The 14,328-nt window shown below is 71.7% G+C and carries 14 protein-coding genes; all 14 read right to left on the bottom strand.

Features of this window, described 5'->3' with window-relative positions; translation table 11 throughout:
- Nucleotides 1-15 precede the first annotated feature (15 nt).
- The 14 genes from FHG10_RS07295 to FHG10_RS07230 all read right to left on the bottom strand — a co-directional run bounded on the left by FHG10_RS07295 (nucleotide 16) and on the right by FHG10_RS07230 (nucleotide 13,961).
- Nucleotides 16-930 (bottom strand): F0F1 ATP synthase subunit gamma, encoded by a 915-nt coding sequence (locus FHG10_RS07295; RefSeq protein ID WP_152352687.1) that lies wholly within the window; start codon nucleotides 928-930, stop codon nucleotides 16-18.
- A gap of 85 nt (nucleotides 931-1,015) precedes the next feature.
- Nucleotides 1,016-2,641: a F0F1 ATP synthase subunit alpha gene (atpA, locus tag FHG10_RS07290; RefSeq protein ID WP_152352686.1), complete on the bottom strand. Its 1,626-nt coding sequence runs from the start codon at nucleotides 2,639-2,641 to the stop codon at nucleotides 1,016-1,018.
- A gap of 111 nt (nucleotides 2,642-2,752) precedes the next feature.
- Nucleotides 2,753-3,568, bottom strand: coding sequence for a F0F1 ATP synthase subunit delta (locus tag FHG10_RS07285; RefSeq protein ID WP_152352685.1), 816 nt, complete (start codon nucleotides 3,566-3,568; stop codon nucleotides 2,753-2,755).
- Between the two features lie 9 nt (nucleotides 3,569-3,577).
- On the bottom strand, nucleotides 3,578-4,126 hold the full coding sequence (locus FHG10_RS07280; protein WP_152352684.1) for a F0F1 ATP synthase subunit B: 549 nt from the start codon (nucleotides 4,124-4,126) through the stop codon (nucleotides 3,578-3,580).
- Nucleotides 4,127-4,137: 11 nt separating this feature from the next.
- A complete protein-coding gene (gene atpE, locus FHG10_RS07275; RefSeq protein WP_152352683.1) occupies nucleotides 4,138-4,371 on the bottom strand; it encodes an ATP synthase F0 subunit C in 234 nt (77 codons plus the stop codon).
- A 65-nt stretch (nucleotides 4,372-4,436) separates the two neighbouring features.
- Entirely contained in the window at nucleotides 4,437-5,273 is an 837-nt protein-coding gene (atpB, locus tag FHG10_RS07270) for a F0F1 ATP synthase subunit A (RefSeq protein ID WP_152352682.1), read from the bottom strand.
- 281 nt (nucleotides 5,274-5,554) lie between these two features.
- The gene (locus tag FHG10_RS07265; RefSeq protein ID WP_152352681.1) at nucleotides 5,555-6,034 is read right to left on the bottom strand and encodes a hypothetical protein; all 480 of its coding nucleotides are present in this window, start codon (nucleotides 6,032-6,034) and stop codon (nucleotides 5,555-5,557) included.
- 56 nt (nucleotides 6,035-6,090) lie between these two features.
- Nucleotides 6,091-7,224, bottom strand: coding sequence for an MraY family glycosyltransferase (locus FHG10_RS07260; RefSeq protein WP_152352680.1), 1,134 nt, complete (start codon nucleotides 7,222-7,224; stop codon nucleotides 6,091-6,093).
- Entirely contained in the window at nucleotides 7,221-8,258 is a 1,038-nt protein-coding gene (locus FHG10_RS07255; RefSeq protein WP_152352679.1) for an L-threonylcarbamoyladenylate synthase, read from the bottom strand. Before FHG10_RS07255 ends, FHG10_RS07260 begins: the two co-directional genes overlap by 4 nt.
- 13 nt (nucleotides 8,259-8,271) lie before the next feature.
- Complete coding sequence (locus tag FHG10_RS07250; RefSeq protein ID WP_152352678.1) at nucleotides 8,272-9,183, bottom strand: N5-glutamine methyltransferase family protein; 912 nt, start codon at nucleotides 9,181-9,183, stop codon at nucleotides 8,272-8,274.
- Nucleotides 9,180-10,277: a peptide chain release factor 1 gene (locus tag FHG10_RS07245; RefSeq protein ID WP_406565156.1), complete on the bottom strand. Its 1,098-nt coding sequence runs from the start codon at nucleotides 10,275-10,277 to the stop codon at nucleotides 9,180-9,182. The genes FHG10_RS07250 and FHG10_RS07245 overlap by 4 nt, the downstream gene beginning before the upstream one ends.
- 198 nt (nucleotides 10,278-10,475) lie before the next feature.
- Nucleotides 10,476-10,688, bottom strand: a complete 213-nt coding sequence (rpmE, locus tag FHG10_RS07240; protein WP_152352676.1) for a 50S ribosomal protein L31 — start codon at nucleotides 10,686-10,688, stop codon at nucleotides 10,476-10,478.
- Nucleotides 10,689-10,860: 172 nt separating this feature from the next.
- Nucleotides 10,861-11,871 carry a LacI family DNA-binding transcriptional regulator gene (locus tag FHG10_RS07235; protein WP_227488103.1) on the bottom strand — a complete coding sequence of 337 codons (1,011 nt, stop codon included), beginning with the start codon at nucleotides 11,869-11,871 and terminating at the stop codon, nucleotides 10,861-10,863.
- A complete protein-coding gene (locus FHG10_RS07230) occupies nucleotides 11,868-13,961 on the bottom strand; it encodes an aldo/keto reductase (RefSeq protein ID WP_152352675.1) in 2,094 nt (697 codons plus the stop codon). The genes FHG10_RS07235 and FHG10_RS07230 overlap by 4 nt, the downstream gene beginning before the upstream one ends.
- Nucleotides 13,962-14,328 lie beyond the last annotated feature (367 nt).

The raw sequence follows: 14,328 nt of genomic DNA, 5'->3' as shown, positions 1-14,328 counted from the left end.
AGCGCTCGCGGCGGCTCAGCGTTCGGTGCGACCGGATCCCGAGAGGGCGTCGGCGCCGCCGACGATCTCCGAGATCTCCTGGGTGATCTCCGCCTGGCGCGCCGAGTTGGCCAGCCGGGTGAACTTGCGGATCTGCTGTTCGGCGTTGTCCGTGGCCGTCTTCATCGCGCGCTGCGTCGCCGCGTGCTCGGAGGCCATCGACTGCATGAGCAGGTTGACGATGCGCGACTCGAGGTAGCGCGGGATCAGCTCGTCCATGACCGTCTCGGCGTCGGGTGCGAACTCGTACAGCGGGTACGAGGGCGCCTCCGCGCCCGCCTCGGCGTCGACGACCTCGAGCGGGACCAGGCGGGTCGCCCGGGCCACCTGCCGGAACCGGCTGAGGAAGCGGGTGCCCACGAGGTACGCCTCGTCGAGATGCACCTCCGGGTCCTCGCTGAGCAGGTCGCCGGTGAGCCGCTGCGCGATCTCGTGGCCGAGCGCAGGGATCTCGCTCTCCTGGAACGGGGTCCAGGCCGTGACCGGCGGACGGTTGCGGAACGTGTAGTAGGTCTCGCCCTTGCGCCCGACGACGTACAGCACGGGCGTCTTGCCCTCGTCGATCAGGTGGTTGGCGAGCTCCTCCGCGGCGCGGATCGCGTTGTGCGAGTACGAGCCCGTCATCCCGCGGTCGGCCGTGATGAGCAGGATGCCGGCGCGGCCGGTCTCGCTGCGCTCCTGGTCGAGGAACGGATGCTCGACGTCGGTCGAATGGGTCGCGACGGCGCCGATCGCCCGAGTGATCGCCTCGGCGTACGGCGTGGTCGCGAGCACCCGGGCGTGGGCCTTGGCGATGCGCGAGGCCGCGACCATCTCCTTGGCCTTGAAGATCTTCTTCATGCCCTGAGCGGAGGTGATCCGCTTCTTGTACTCCCTCTGCTGTGCTCCCATGTCTCTCCTTCGCGGGATGCTCCGGCTGGTCCCGGCGCCGCCCTCCCCCGCAGGGTCTCCCCTGCCCGGCGGGCGGCGCACCGGATCATCCGCGGACGATGCGCTCCTGGTCGATGTCCTCGTCCTCCGCGCTCTCCTGCACGTCGGTGCGGGCCTCGCCCTGCCCCTTGCCGGCCAGGAAGTCGCGCTTGACCTGCTCGAGCAGCTCGGTGGCCTGCTGCTCGGTCTCCTCGGAGAACTTCTTGGAGGTGCGGATGTCCTCGAGCACGGTGCCGTTGTGGCGCAGGTGCTCCAGCAGCAGCGACTCGAACTCGCGGACGTCCTCGACCTCGACGTCGTCGAACTTGCCGGTGGTGCCGCCCCAGATCGAGATGACCTCCTCCTCGACCGGGTAGGGCGAGGACTGCGGCTGCTTGAGCAGCTCCATGAGGCGCGCGCCGCGGTTCAGCTGCTGCTTCGAGGCCGCGTCGAGGTCCGAGGCGAACATCGCGAAGGACTCGAGGTCGCGGTACTGGGCGAGCGAGATCTTCAGCGTGCCGGAGACGCCCTTCATCGCCTTGATCTGCGCGGAGCCGCCGACGCGGGAGACCGAGATGCCGACGTCGACCGCGGGGCGCTGATCGGCGTTGAACAGGTCGGACTGCAGGAAGACCTGGCCGTCGGTGATCGAGATGACGTTGGTCGGGATGTACGCCGAGACGTCGTTGGCCTTGGTCTCGATGATCGGCAGGCCGGTCATCGAGCCGCCGCCCATCTCGTCACTGAGCTTCGCGCAGCGCTCGAGGAGGCGGGAGTGCAGGTAGAACACGTCGCCGGGGTAGGCCTCGCGGCCCGGCGGGCGGCGCAGCAGCAGCGACACGGCGCGGTAGGCCTCGGCCTGCTTGGTGAGGTCGTCGAAGACGATGAGGACGTGCTTGCCCTCGTACATCCAGTGCTGGCCGATGGCCGAGCCCGCGTAGGGGGCGATGTACTTGAAGCCCGCGGGATCGGAGGCCGGGGCCGCCACGATCGTCGTGTAGTCGAGGGCGCCGGCCTCCTCGAGGGTGGCGCGGACCGACGCGATGGTCGAGCCCTTCTGGCCGACGGCGACGTAGATGCAGCGCACCTGCTGGCTCGGGTCGCCCGACTCCCAGTTCGCCTTCTGGTTCAGGATCGTGTCCAGGGCGATGGTCGTCTTGCCGGTCTGGCGGTCGCCGATGATGAGCTGGCGCTGGCCGCGGCCGATCGGGGTCATCGAGTCGATGGCCTTGATGCCGGTCTGCATCGGCTCCTTGACGCTCTTGCGCTGCATGACCGTGGGGGCCTGCAGCTCGAGGGCGCGGCGCTCGGTGCTGGCGATCTCGCCGAGGCCGTCGATGGGGGCGCCGGTGGGGTCGACCACGCGGCCGAGGAAGTCGTCGCCGACGGGCACGGAGAGCACCTCGCCGGTGCGGCGCACCTCCTGGCCCTCCTCGATGCCGGAGAACTCGCCGAGGACGACGACGCCGACCTCGCGCAGCTCGAGGTTCAGGGCCAGGCCGAGAGTGCCGTCCTCGAAGCGGACGAGCTCGTTGGCCATGACGCCGGGGAGACCCTCGACGCGGGCGATGCCGTCGGCCGACTCGGTGACGCGGCCGATCTCCTCGCGCTCGGGCGTGCCGGCCTGGTAGGTGGACACTGCGGTGTCCAGGGCGTTCCGGATGTCCTCCGGGCGGATCGTGAGCTCAGCCATCGCGGTGCTTCGCTTCCTTCTCTGCCCCGCGGGCGGGGCGGTGGTCGTACCAGCTGTGGTCGTCAGATGGGAGGTCCCGGGGGATCTCCGGTGGATCTCGCCGCGCGGCCGTCAGGCCACCAGGCGGGAGCGCGCCTGGGCCAGGCGCGCGAGGACTGTCGCGTCGTAGAGGTCGTCCCCGACCTGGACGCGCAGGCCGCCGACGACGTCCTCGTCCAGCTCGAAGTTGGTCTGGACCTCGCGGCCGTAGATCCGGGTGAGGATCGAGGACAGGCGAGACTGCTGCTCGGGGGTGAGCTGTCGCGCGCTGCGCACGATCGCCAGCAGACGTCGGCGCCGCGCCGAGGCGAACTCGGCGAAGCCCAGGAGGCGGCGTGCGGGCTTGACGTCCGTGCGCCGACCCACCGCACGGCGGGCGAGCGCGAGGGTCAGCTGGTGCACGCGGCCCTCGAGCAGTCGCGAGATGATCCCCGCCCGCTGCTCGGGATGCTCGCGGGCGTCGTCCAGGGCGCCGGTGAGCTCGCCGCTCTCGTCGATCACGCGGGAGATCTGGAAGAGCTCCTCCTCGACCTGCTCGAGCACGCCCTCGCGGGCCGACTGCTCGAGGAGGGCCTCGACGCCGAGCTGCTCGAGGGCGTCCAGGACGTCCTCCTGCTCGGACCAGCGGCGACCGACGATCTCGAGGATCACGGAGAGCGCCCCGGGGCTGACGCGCCCCTCGAAGAGCGAGCGCGCCGCGGACTGCTTGACCTCGGCGGGTCGACCGCCGTCGCTCAGCATCCGCACCAGCTGGTTGCTGGAGTCGATCGCGTCGGCGGCCCCGAAGAGGTCCTCGGCGACCTGCGCCAGCGACACGTCGTCGCCGCGCAGGAGGTCCTGGGACCGCTGGGTCACCTCGCGCAGGGAGGTGGAGGAGGTTCCTCGCATCTGGTGTCCTTATCGGGTCGCGGTCTGGGACGACTCGAGGTCGTCCAGGAACCGGTCGATCACGCGGCGGGAGCGCTCGTCGTCGGAGAGGGACTCCCCGACGATCTTGGAGGCGAGGTCGCTCGCGAGCGTGCCGACCTCTCCCTTGAGCTGGGCCGCGGCGGTGGTGCGCTCGGCCGAGAGCTGCTGACGGCCGGCGCTGAGGATGCGGTCGTTCTCGGCCTCGGCGCGCGCCTTGGCCTCCTCGACGATCGCGGCACCGTCCGCACGGGCCTTCTCGCGGATGGAGGCCGCCTCCTGGCGGGCCGCCGCGAGCTCCTGCTCCTGCTCGTCCTTCAGCTGGTCCGCCTGCTGCTGGACCTCCTCGGCCTTCTTCAGACCGCCTTCGATCTTCTCGCTGCGCTCATCGAGCACGGCGTTCAGCCGCGGCAGGATGAACTTGATGAAGACGACGGCGAAGATGACCAGGAAGATCAGCGACCAGACGATCTCCTGGGGCTCGGGCACCAGGATCTTCCAGCCCTCGACCTCTTCCGAGGTGCCTTCGGCAAGAATCATGGTGGGGGTCCTCAGCTGTTGAAGAGGAAGCCGGTGACGATCGCCAGCAGCGTCAGGATCTCGGTGAAGGCGATACCGATGAACATGGTCGACTGCAGGGCGCCGCGCAGCTCGGGCTGACGGGCGGTCGCCTCGGCGGTCTTGCCCACGATGATGCCGATGCCGATGCCGGGGCCGATCGCCGCGAGGCCGTAGCCGATCGATGCGACGTTGCCGGAGAGCTCTGCGAGAGTGGTGGCGTCCACAGGGTTTCCTTTCGTTGTGCCGACCGGGTGGACGGCGCGTTCTGGGGAGGTGACGACGGAGCGGGTCAGTGCTCGTCCGACGTCGCCATGTTGATGTACACGGCGGTCAGGATGGTGAAGATGAAGGCCTGCAGGGCGGCCACGAAGATCTCGAAGCCGTAGATGCCGATCGCGAGGGCACCGGAGAAGGGCGCGACGGCGATGAGCGCGGAGCCCGAGAACAGCAGACCCTGGGTGAGTCCGATGAAGACCACGAGCATGATGTGCCCGGCGACCATGTTGGCGAGCAGTCGGATCGTGAGCGAGGCCCAGCGGATCACGGCGAGCTGGAGGAACTCGATCGGGATCAGGAGGATGTAGATCGGCTTCGGCACGCCGGGGGGCATCGTCTCGTGCTTGAGGTAGCCGCCCAGGCCGTGCTTCTTGATGCCGAAGGAGATGTAGACGATGAACGTCCACAGGGCCGCGAGCAGGGGCAGGCCGATCACGGAGGTGCCCGCGAGGTTCAGCCCGGGGATCACGCCCGCGAGGTTCATCGTGAGGATGAAGAAGAACATCGTCACGAGCATGGGGGCGTACTTCTTGCCCTCGCGCATGCCCAGGGTGTTCTCGATGATCGAGTGATCGACGAACTCGATGATCATCTCGACGATGCTCTGCGCGCGACCGGGCACGAGCTTGGCGCGGGAGGCGATGACCGCCATCACCGTCAGCACGACGACGAGGATGATGAGGCGGACGAGCTGGACGCGGTTGAACTCGAACCACGTGCCGCCGAAGAGGATGGCGTCCGGGAAGAACTCGGAGATGCTCGGCGTGTGGAACTCGAAGCCCTCGGCGAGGAGGTTCGGAGTGGCGTCGGCGGTGTTCAGCGCGATCTCCCGTGGTCGTCGTGTCGGCATCCGCCCCGCCGGTTCCGGCGGACGGGTGACGAGGCCCTGGGGCCTCGGCCGTCGCTGGCGTCAGCAGTCTGGATGGTCGTGCATGTCCTCTGATCCCCCACCGGGGTCGGGGATGTCGCGGGACGGTGCCGCCGGGCCGCGGATGAACCGAGGTCGGGGAGGCGGCGTCGGGAACGATCCGGGACCCACCGGAGCCACGGCTCACCCCGGAGGGGCGGTGTGGTGGAGTGCCACGGGGGCCGTTCCAGGCCACGCGAAGACACCCCGAGCATATCAGAGCGTCACTGCTCCCGAGGGGGTTCGGCGACCTCCAGACGGGCACGTGAGCGCACCATCCCGACCGCCTCGGTGACGGCCGCCACGACCGCTCCCGCGAGCAGGGCGGCACCGAGCCACGGCCGCGAGAGCCAGGTTGCCTCGCCGAGCAGCAGGAGCGCGATGACCAGCACGAACATCTTCACGAGCCAGCTGCCCATGAGCACCATCGCGTAGGAGGTGCCGGGCAGCGGACGGGCGATCCGGGCGCTCGCCAGTGTGGGCAGGGTCACCACGAGAGCGAGGCCACTCCCGACCAGCGCGCCGGGCAGCGCGCCGGCACCGCCGAGCACTGCGGCGAGGACGATGACGACCGCGTCGACGACGATCCCCGCGAGGATCGCGAGCAGCAGTGCCCGCATCAGCAGGCGGTCGTTGTGGCGGCGGGCGCGCGCGATCCCCTCGTCGCTCGGGGCGGCAGGATCGGGTCGGTCGGCGGCGGGCATCGGCGTCTCGGATTCCTCGGTGTTCTCAGGTCGGGTCGGGGGCGGGGCCGACGGTGTCAGCCGGCCTCTCGCTCGTGGGCGGGATGGCGCCTCCCGGAGCGGCGGCGCAGCCGGGCGATCGGATCGATCGTCACCACGAAGGCGACGAGCAGCCCGATCCCCCAGAAGATCACGACGGTGCGCATGTCCACGAGGGCCGGCAGCAGCATCCCCACCGAGATCACGATCGCCCACATGTACATGATGAGGACGGCCCCGAGCTGCGAGTGGCCGATCGCGAGCAGGCGGTGGTGGAGGTGGAGCTTGTCGGCGTGGAAGGGCGAGTGGCCCGAGCCGATGCGGCGGACGACGGCGAGCACGAAGTCGAGGAACGGGATGAACATGACGCCGATGGGCAGCAGGATCGGCAGGAACTGACCGATGACCTTCGCGTCGGAGAGCTGCGCGGTGTCGATCTGGCCGGTCACCGTGATGGTGCTCGCGGCGAGCAGCAGGCCCAGCAGCATGGAGCCCGAATCCCCCATGAAGATCTTCGCGCGCGGCAGGTTGTGCGGGAGGAACCCCAGACAGGCGCCCACCATCGCGGCCGTGATCAGGGCGGCGAGCGAGGAGTAGTCCGTGGTCGAGGCGCTGCGGGTGAGCATGTAGGCGTAGGCGAAGAACGCCGTGCCGCCGATCGCCATGACCCCCGCGGCCAGACCGTCCAGGCCGTCCACGAAGTTCACGGCGTTCATCGAGACCACCACGACGAGCACCGTGAGGATGATGGCGCTGCGCGAGGAGAGCAGGGTGACGCCGCCGATCGGGAGCGACACCAGGCGCACGCCCTCGGCGGCCAGCAGCACGGCGGCGAGCACCTGGCCCGCGAGCTTGGTGACCCAGTCGAGGTCCCATTTGTCGTCGGCGGCGCCCAGGAGGGCGACGATGCCGGCGGCGGCGAGGATCGCCCAGGGCTGGCTGCTCTCGTGGAACAGTCCGTGGAGGAAGGGGATGCGGCTGGCGATGAGCATCGCCGCGGCGACCCCCACCAGGATCCCCAGGCCGCCGAGGCGCGGGGTCACGACCGTGTGCACGTCGCGCGAGCGGACCGCCGTCATCGCCCCGATCCTGCGCGCCATGAGGCGCACCGCGGGTGTGACCAGGAAGGTCACCGCCGCCGCGAGGAGCAGGACGAACAGGTAGATCCTCACGCGGGGCGGCTCCCGCTCCCGGTCTCCCCGGGTCCGTCGGCGGAGGAGTCGGGGTCGTCGGCATCGGCGGGAGCGTCGGCCGGGACGGGCTCGGCGGCGTCGGCGGTCACGTCCACGGCGTCGGCGTCCCCGGCCGCCTCGGTCTCGTCGGGCGCGGGCAGCGGCGTGGAGCCGGCGGCGGCGAAGGCGTCGGCGCCGATGTCCTCGACGTTCTCCTCGCCCTCCGCCTCGCCGGGCTCGTCGGCCCCGCTCGCCGTGCCCGTCGTCGCGTCCTCCGACGCGCCCTCCGTCGCCGCCTCGGCGGCGTCGGCGTCGGCGGCGGCGTCGACGGCGGCCCCTGTCTCGGCCTCGGTGTCGGTCCCGGCGTCGGCGTCAGCGGGCTCCTCCGACTCGGGGGCGGTGAAGATGTCGCCGACGGCCTCGACGATCTGCTCGCGGGTGAGCGCGCCCTCGCGGACGATCTCGGCGGGCTGAACCGTGGTGTCGATGATCGTGGAGGCGGTGCCCAGGCGCGCAGGGCCCCCGTCGAGGTAGACCTCGACGCGGTCGCCGAGCTGGGTCGCGGCGTCCATGACGCTGAGCGCCGCGGGCCTGCCGTGGCGGTTCGCGCTCGAGACGGCGAGCGGCCCGGTGCGGCGCAGCAGCTCGAGGGTGACCTCGTCGTCGGGCATGCGCAGGGCGACGGTGCCCCGGGTCTCCCCGAGGTCCCAGTTCAGCGAGGGCTGCGCGGTGAGGATCAGGGTGAGCGCGCCGGGCCAGAAGGCCTCCGTGAGGCGCTCGGCGTACTCGGGGACGTCGACCGCGAGTCCCAGCAGCACGGCGGGATCCCCGACGAGCACCGGCGGAGGGGCGTCGCGCCCGCGGTCCTTGGCGTCCAGCAGCGCCTGCACGGCGTCCGGGGTGAAGGCGTCCGCGCCGATGCCGTAGACGGTGTCGGTGGGGAGCACGATCAGGCCGCCGTCGGACAGGGCGTCCTGTGCAGCCTGGAGGCCCTCGTCGCGGGTGGCTTCGTTCGTGGTGTCGTACACGCTCACGGCGCTCAGTCTCTCATCTCGTGCTGGGGGTGGACGGGTGGGCGCGGAGGGCGACCAGGAAGCGGTCGCGGCCGGTGAGGTCGCGGACCGTGCGGATGTCGATGAAGGACCCCGTGTCCTCGGCGAGGGCGCGCGTCGACGAGCCCTGCACGTCGGCGTGCTCCATCACGAGCAGACCGCCGGGCCGCAGCAGGCGCCCGGCGAGGGCGACCACGGAGCGGGGCACGTCGAGTCCGTCCGCTCCCCCGCCGAACAGTGAGCGCGCGGGGTCGTGCTCGCGCACCTCCTGCTCGCGGGGGATCGCATCGGCGGGGATGTAGGGCGGGTTCGCGAGCACCGCGTCAACGCCGCCGGCGCGGACGCCGAGCACAGCCTCCGGGTCCGCGAGCAGCTGCGCGTCCCCGACGTCGCCGACCCGGACCTCGCCGCGCGCCGGGTCGACGGCCGCGAGGTTCCGCGCCGCCAGGTCCCGGGCGGCGGGATCGATCTCGAGGGCGAGCACGCGTGAGGAGGGCATCTCGTCGAGGACCGCGGCGCCGAGGGCGCCGCTCCCCGTGCAGAGGTCCACGACAGTGCGCACCTCGTCCGACCGTGCGTGCTCGAGCAGCACGTCGATCGCGAGCTCGGTCTCCGGACGCGGGATGAACACGCCGGGAGCGGTCGCGAGCAGCAGACGGCGGAACGGGGCGCGCCCCAGGATCAGCTGCAGGGGCTCCCTGCGCTCGCGGCGGGCCACGAGCTCCTCGAGGCGCGCGGCGAAGTCCTCCGGGAGCGCGTCGAGCATGACCAGGGGCCCGTCGGCCCGCGCGGCGGCCTCGATGAGGATGCGGGACTCGGCGCTCGAGGACACGATGCCCGCCTCGCCCAGCCGGGCGGTCGTGCGCGACAGCGCAGTGCGCAGGTGCCTGCGCACGTCGTCGCTCACAGCTCTCCCTCGGCGGCCTCGCGCAGGCGCTGCTCGGCCTCGGCGCGGCGGGAGGAGTCGATCAGGGCGTCGAGGTCGCCGGCGAGGACCGCCTCGAGGTTGCCCGCCTTGAAGCCTGTGCGGTGGTCGGTCACCCGCGACTCGGGGAAGTTGTACGTGCGGATCCGCTCGGAGCGGTCGACGGTGCGCACCTGGGAGCGGCGGCTCGCGGAGGCCTCGGCGTCCTGCTCGGCGCGGCGCGCCTCGAGCAGGCGCGAGCGCAGGATCCGCATCGCCTGCTCGCGGTTCTGCAGCTGGCTCTTCTCGTTCTGGCAGGAGACGACGATGCCTGTGGGCAGGTGGGTGATGCGCACGGCGGAGTCCGTCGTGTTCACGCTCTGCCCGCCGGGACCTGAGGACCGGAAGACGTCGATGCGCAGGTTCGCGGGGACCATCTGCTCGGCGAGCAGCTCGGCCTCGTCGGTCTCGTCGGCCTCGGGCATGACCAGGACGCCGACGGCGGAGGTGTGGATCCGCCCGGCGGACTCGGTGACCGGCACGCGCTGGACCCGGTGGACGCCGCCCTCGTGCTTCAGATGCGCCCAGACGCCGTCGGCCGCTCCTCCGCCGACCCCGCCTGTCGTGCCGCCGCCTGCCCCGGACCCGCCGCCGACGGCGGACGAGCCCGCGCGGATCGAGAGGGTCGCGTCCTTGATGCCGCCCAGGTCCGAGTCGGTGGAATCGATGACCTCGAGCGTCCACCCCCGGGAGAGCGCGTACTGCCGGTACATGCGCAGCATCTCCGCGGCGAACAGGGCGGATTCCTCGCCGCCGGCTCCGGCCTTGATCTCCATGAGCACGTCCCGGGAGTCGTCCTCGTCGCGGGGGGCGAGCAGCTCGCGCAGGTGCGCGCGCAGGGTCTCGACGCGCTCGGCGTCCCGCTCGGCCTCGGTCGCGAACTCGGGGTCCTCCGCCGCGAGCTCGCGCGCGGCGTCGCGGTCCTCGGCCGCACCGCGCAGGTCGCGCAGCGCGGTGACGATCTGGTCGACCTCGGCGTAGCGGCGTCCCACGCGTCGCGCGCGGGAGGCGTCGGCGTGCAGGGAGGGCTCTGCCATGCGCCGCTGCAGCTCGGCGTGCTCCGCCTCGAGGGCGCTCAGCCGCTCGAGCGGGAGGCCTTCGAGGTCATCGGCGGGATGCGCCACGGCCTCTCCTCGGGTCAGGACACCGGCAGGATCATGTCATCGGCCGACCAGGAGGCCGAAGACACGACACCGGCGGCTCCCCAGGGGGAACCGCCGGTGTCGGAAGCGCTGTTACTTGGACTTCTTGCCGTAGCGGGCCTCGAAGCGGGCCACGCGACCGCCGGTGTCCAGGATCTTCTGCTTGCCCGTGTAGAACGGGTGGCAGGCGGAGCAGACCTCGGCGCGGATCTCGCCGTCGCCCTTGGTGCTGCGGGTGGTGAACGTGTTGCCGCAGGTGCAGGTCACCTGGGTCACGTGATACTCCGGGTGGATGTTCGCCTTCATGATCTCTCCTTCGTGAGGTCGCTGGGTCGGTGCCCGACGGGCACCGTGAACCAGAACCGACGCCCGATTGTGCCACGTGCGCGCGAGCGGGCACACCCCTCGCCGCTCCGGGGTGACGAACTCCCCACGGAGGCGGGTTCCGCGCCGGGGAGGCGGCCCGGCCCGCCCGCTCTCAGGCGGACTCGCGGACCATGAGCCGGTAGGGCACGGTGCGCACTGCCCCGCCGTCGGCCGCGCTCACGCGTCCGGTGAACAGCCCGTCCACGAGATCGACCGCTTCACTGGCCACTGCCTCGAGGTCGACGCCGATGGTCGTGAGCTCCGGGGAGACGAGCTCCCCCAGCGCGAGCCCGTCGACGCCCGTCACGCGCACGTCGTCGGGGACGCTCAGGCCGCGGGTGCGCAGCACCTTGAGCACCTGCAGCGCGTGCACGTCGTTCCAGGCCATCAGGGTGTCCGCGCCGACGTCGAGCGCCGCCTCGACCTGCGCCGGGATGCCGTCCGCCGACGCCGGGACGAGGTCCACCGCGGCGATCTGCCGGCCGACTGCCTCCCGCATCTCGTGCGCGCGGCGGCTCTCCCCGTCCTGGGTGCTGTCGAGCACGGCGACGCGTGCGGCGCCGGAGCTCTTCAGGTGCGCGGCGAGCTCGTTCATCGCGGCCTCCTCCGCGAAGCGCACGCCCGCACCGTCGGCCTCCTGGAGGTCGAGGCGCACGAGCGGCATGCGCGCGGGGACGATCTCGTCGGCGTCGGCCGGGAGGCTGTAGCCCAGCAGGGCGTCGGCCCGGCGCACGAGCTCGGTCGCGATCGCCTCGGCCTCCGCTCCGTTCTCGGTCTCGGCGACCACCACGTTCCAGCCGCGCCGTGCGCTCTCGCGGATCACGGCGGCGGCGATCTCCGGGAAGAACGTGTTGGTGAGCTCGTTGACCAGCAGGCCGAGGGTGGGCGGCCCCTGGGAGACGAGGCCGCGCCCGAACCGCGAGGGCCGGTAGTTCAGCTCCTCGGCCGCCGCGAGGACGCGGTCGCGGGTGTCGGGGCTGATGCCGGGCATGTCGTTCATGGCCCGGGTGACCGTCTGCCGCGAGACGCCGGCGCGCGTGGCCACGTCGACGATGGTGGCGCGCCGGGCGCCCGTCGTCCGGGCGTCCGTCCGCGCACCGGCGCTCTCACGGCTCCTGCTCACGCAATATCCTCCCGAAGATCCAGCCAGGCGACCTGCTCGGGGGTCAGCTGCACCGAGAGGCCCTCCATAGAGGATCGCATCTCCGCGATCGAGCGGGGACCGAACAGCGGGAACGTCGGGAACGGCTGGGCGAGCACGTACGCGAGCGCGATAGCGGTGGGCGGGACCCCGAACTCGCGAGCGAGGGTGCGGGCGCGCTCGAGGCGCTCGAAGTTGTCATCGGAGTAGTAGCAGCGCACGAGCTCGGCGTCCGAGCGGTCCTCGGGCGCGGCGCGGCCGGTGAAGAAGCCCCGGGCCTGGGAGGACCAGGGGAAGAGCGGGATCTTCCGCTCCTCGAGCCAGGCCTTCGAGGCCGGGTCGGTCGCGTGCACGCAGCCGGCCCAGGGGACGTCGAGCGCCTCGGCGAGGCCGAAGTGGTTGCTCAGCAGGCTGAAGCCCCGCTTGCCGTGGGAGGCGGCGTAGGCGTTGGCCTCGTCGACGCGTGCGGGCGCCCAGTTCGAGCCGCCGAACGCCCGGATCCGGCCGGCCTCGAGGTGCTCGTTGAGCACGTCGACGAACTCGCCGACGGGGACCTCGAGGTTGTCCCTGTGCATCATGTAGAGGTCCGCGTAGTCGGTCTGCTGGCGCTCGAGGGACTCCAGCAGCTGACGGCTCAGGGACTCGGGATCGCAGTGCGGGGTGTGCGCTCCCTTGGTGATCACGACGACGTCCTCGCGGATGCCGCGGTTCGCGATCCACTGCCCCAGCTGGACCTCGTGGTGACCGCCTCCATAGATGTACGCGGAGTCGAAGGTGGTGCCGCCGGCCTCGACGAAGGCGTCGAACAGGGCGGAGGCATGGGCGAGGTTCGGCTGGTTGTCGCACCCCATGACCAGACGGGAGATCTTCTTGTCGACGCCCGGGATCTCGCCGTAGGGCATGGCGGTGCCGTCGGGGAGGGCCGCACCGCCCATCCGCAGCGGGGCGCCCGAGACGGTGGGGATCGCGGAGTCCTCGCGCTCGAACGGATAGCGCAGGCCGATCTGCTCGCGCCAGTCGTCGAGCGCGCGGGCCTGGCCGAGGCTCACCTCGAGATCGAGCTCGGGCACCTCGGCGATCCCCTGCGCCGCGGCGCGCGCGAGGGCGTCCGCCTCCAGGGCGTAGGGGTGGGCGCGCTGGACGCGGATCTCGCGGGGCTCCTCCCCCACCACGTCGAGGTGGATGACCGTGTCCTCGCCGAGCGTCCACGGATCCTCGAGCCGGATGACGCCGCGACTGCCGGTGATCGTGGCGGACTGCGGATCCGCCAGACGCACACCGGTGCGCAGGCTCGCGGTGGCACCGCCGGGGAACGTCAGCTCGGCGCTCGCCCACTCGTCGACGCCGGTCGGGCCGACGGTGCCCGCGGCGGAGAGCGAGGCGGGCTCGACGACGGTGCGCCCGGCGGCGGCCCCGGCGATCAGGCGCGCGAAGGACAGCGGGTAGCAGCCGACGTCGAGGATCCCGCCGCCGGCGATCTGCGGATCGAACAGGCGGCCCTCGCGCGCCCCGGTGTCGAAGGAGAAGGAGGCGTCGACGTGCGCGAGCTCGCCGATCGCGCCCTCGCGCACGAGGTCGAGCACCTGGAGGGTCTGCGGATGGAAGCGGTACATGAAGGCCTCGAGCAGCACGCGCCCGCTGCGGCGGGCGACGTCCGCGACGGCCATCGCGGTGCCGTGGTTGACGGCCAGCGGCTTCTCGCACAGCACGTGCTTGCCCGCCTCGAGGGCGGCGACGCTCAGGTGCGCGTGCTCGGTGTGCACCGTGGAGACGTAGACGGCGTCGACCGCATCGGAGGCCAGGATCTCCTCGTAGGTGCCGATGACGGCGTCCGGGGCCTCGTCGATGCCGAACTCGCGCGCGAACTCGCGGGCCCGCTCCGGGTCACGGCTGCCCGCACCCACGAGCACGCCGTGCTCGCTGTGGGGCAGCTGGCCGGCGAAGCGACGGGCGATCGAGCCGGGCCCGAGGACCGCCCAGCGCAGGCGCGCGGCCGAGGCGCCGGGCGCGGCCGAGGCCGCACGCTCCGTGCTGCTGTCGTCGTGCGTGGGGACGCTGCTGTCGATGTTCATGAATGCGACCTCGCTGTCGATGGATGAGGGCTGGGGCGGCGCACGGATGCTGCGGCGGACGCCGGACGAGGACCGCAACGGGACCACCGCGGCCCACCAGCCGTGCGTGAACGTTCACGACAGGTATCACGCTACACGCCCGTCGACTGTGGCGCCATGCCTCGCAGAACTCCGCCGAGACGCGCCGATCCGCCGCCGCCAGGGGCGACGGCGCGGAGATGCGCAGCAAGACGATTCGGCATCCGTCGGGAGGAACCGCACCCGCCGGAGAGTTGTGACCCTTGACACCCCCATGAGCGGATGCCATAGTCCTGGCCAGCTGTGAACGTTCACGGCCCTGATCGCCTGCTCGATGACGAGGAGAGCT

The organism is Brachybacterium subflavum (assembly GCF_009299795.1).
Taxonomy (GTDB): Bacteria; Actinomycetota; Actinomycetes; order Actinomycetales; family Dermabacteraceae; genus Brachybacterium; species Brachybacterium subflavum.
The sequence above is the reverse complement of the archived record's forward strand: the minus strand, read 5'-3'. Positions and strand labels throughout refer to the sequence as shown.

What these genes read in the sequence shown, in the direction of transcription:
- FHG10_RS07230 (WP_152352675.1), bottom strand. Translation starts at nt 13,961, where the DNA reads ATGAACATCGACAGCAGCGTCCCCACGCACGACGACAGCAGCACGGAG.
- FHG10_RS07295 (WP_152352687.1), bottom strand. Translation starts at nt 930, where the DNA reads ATGGGAGCACAGCAGAGGGAGTACAAGAAGCGGATCACCTCCGCTCAG.
- FHG10_RS07265 (WP_152352681.1), bottom strand. Translation starts at nt 6,034, where the DNA reads ATGCCCGCCGCCGACCGACCCGATCCTGCCGCCCCGAGCGACGAGGGG.
- FHG10_RS07245 (WP_406565156.1), bottom strand. Translation starts at nt 10,277, where the DNA reads ATGGCAGAGCCCTCCCTGCACGCCGACGCCTCCCGCGCGCGACGCGTG.
- rpmE (WP_152352676.1), bottom strand. Translation starts at nt 10,688, where the DNA reads ATGAAGGCGAACATCCACCCGGAGTATCACGTGACCCAGGTGACCTGC.
- atpA (WP_152352686.1), bottom strand. Translation starts at nt 2,641, where the DNA reads ATGGCTGAGCTCACGATCCGCCCGGAGGACATCCGGAACGCCCTGGAC.
- FHG10_RS07285 (WP_152352685.1), bottom strand. Translation starts at nt 3,568, where the DNA reads ATGCGAGGAACCTCCTCCACCTCCCTGCGCGAGGTGACCCAGCGGTCC.
- FHG10_RS07280 (WP_152352684.1), bottom strand. Translation starts at nt 4,126, where the DNA reads ATGATTCTTGCCGAAGGCACCTCGGAAGAGGTCGAGGGCTGGAAGATC.
- atpB (WP_152352682.1), bottom strand. Translation starts at nt 5,273, where the DNA reads ATGCCGACACGACGACCACGGGAGATCGCGCTGAACACCGCCGACGCC.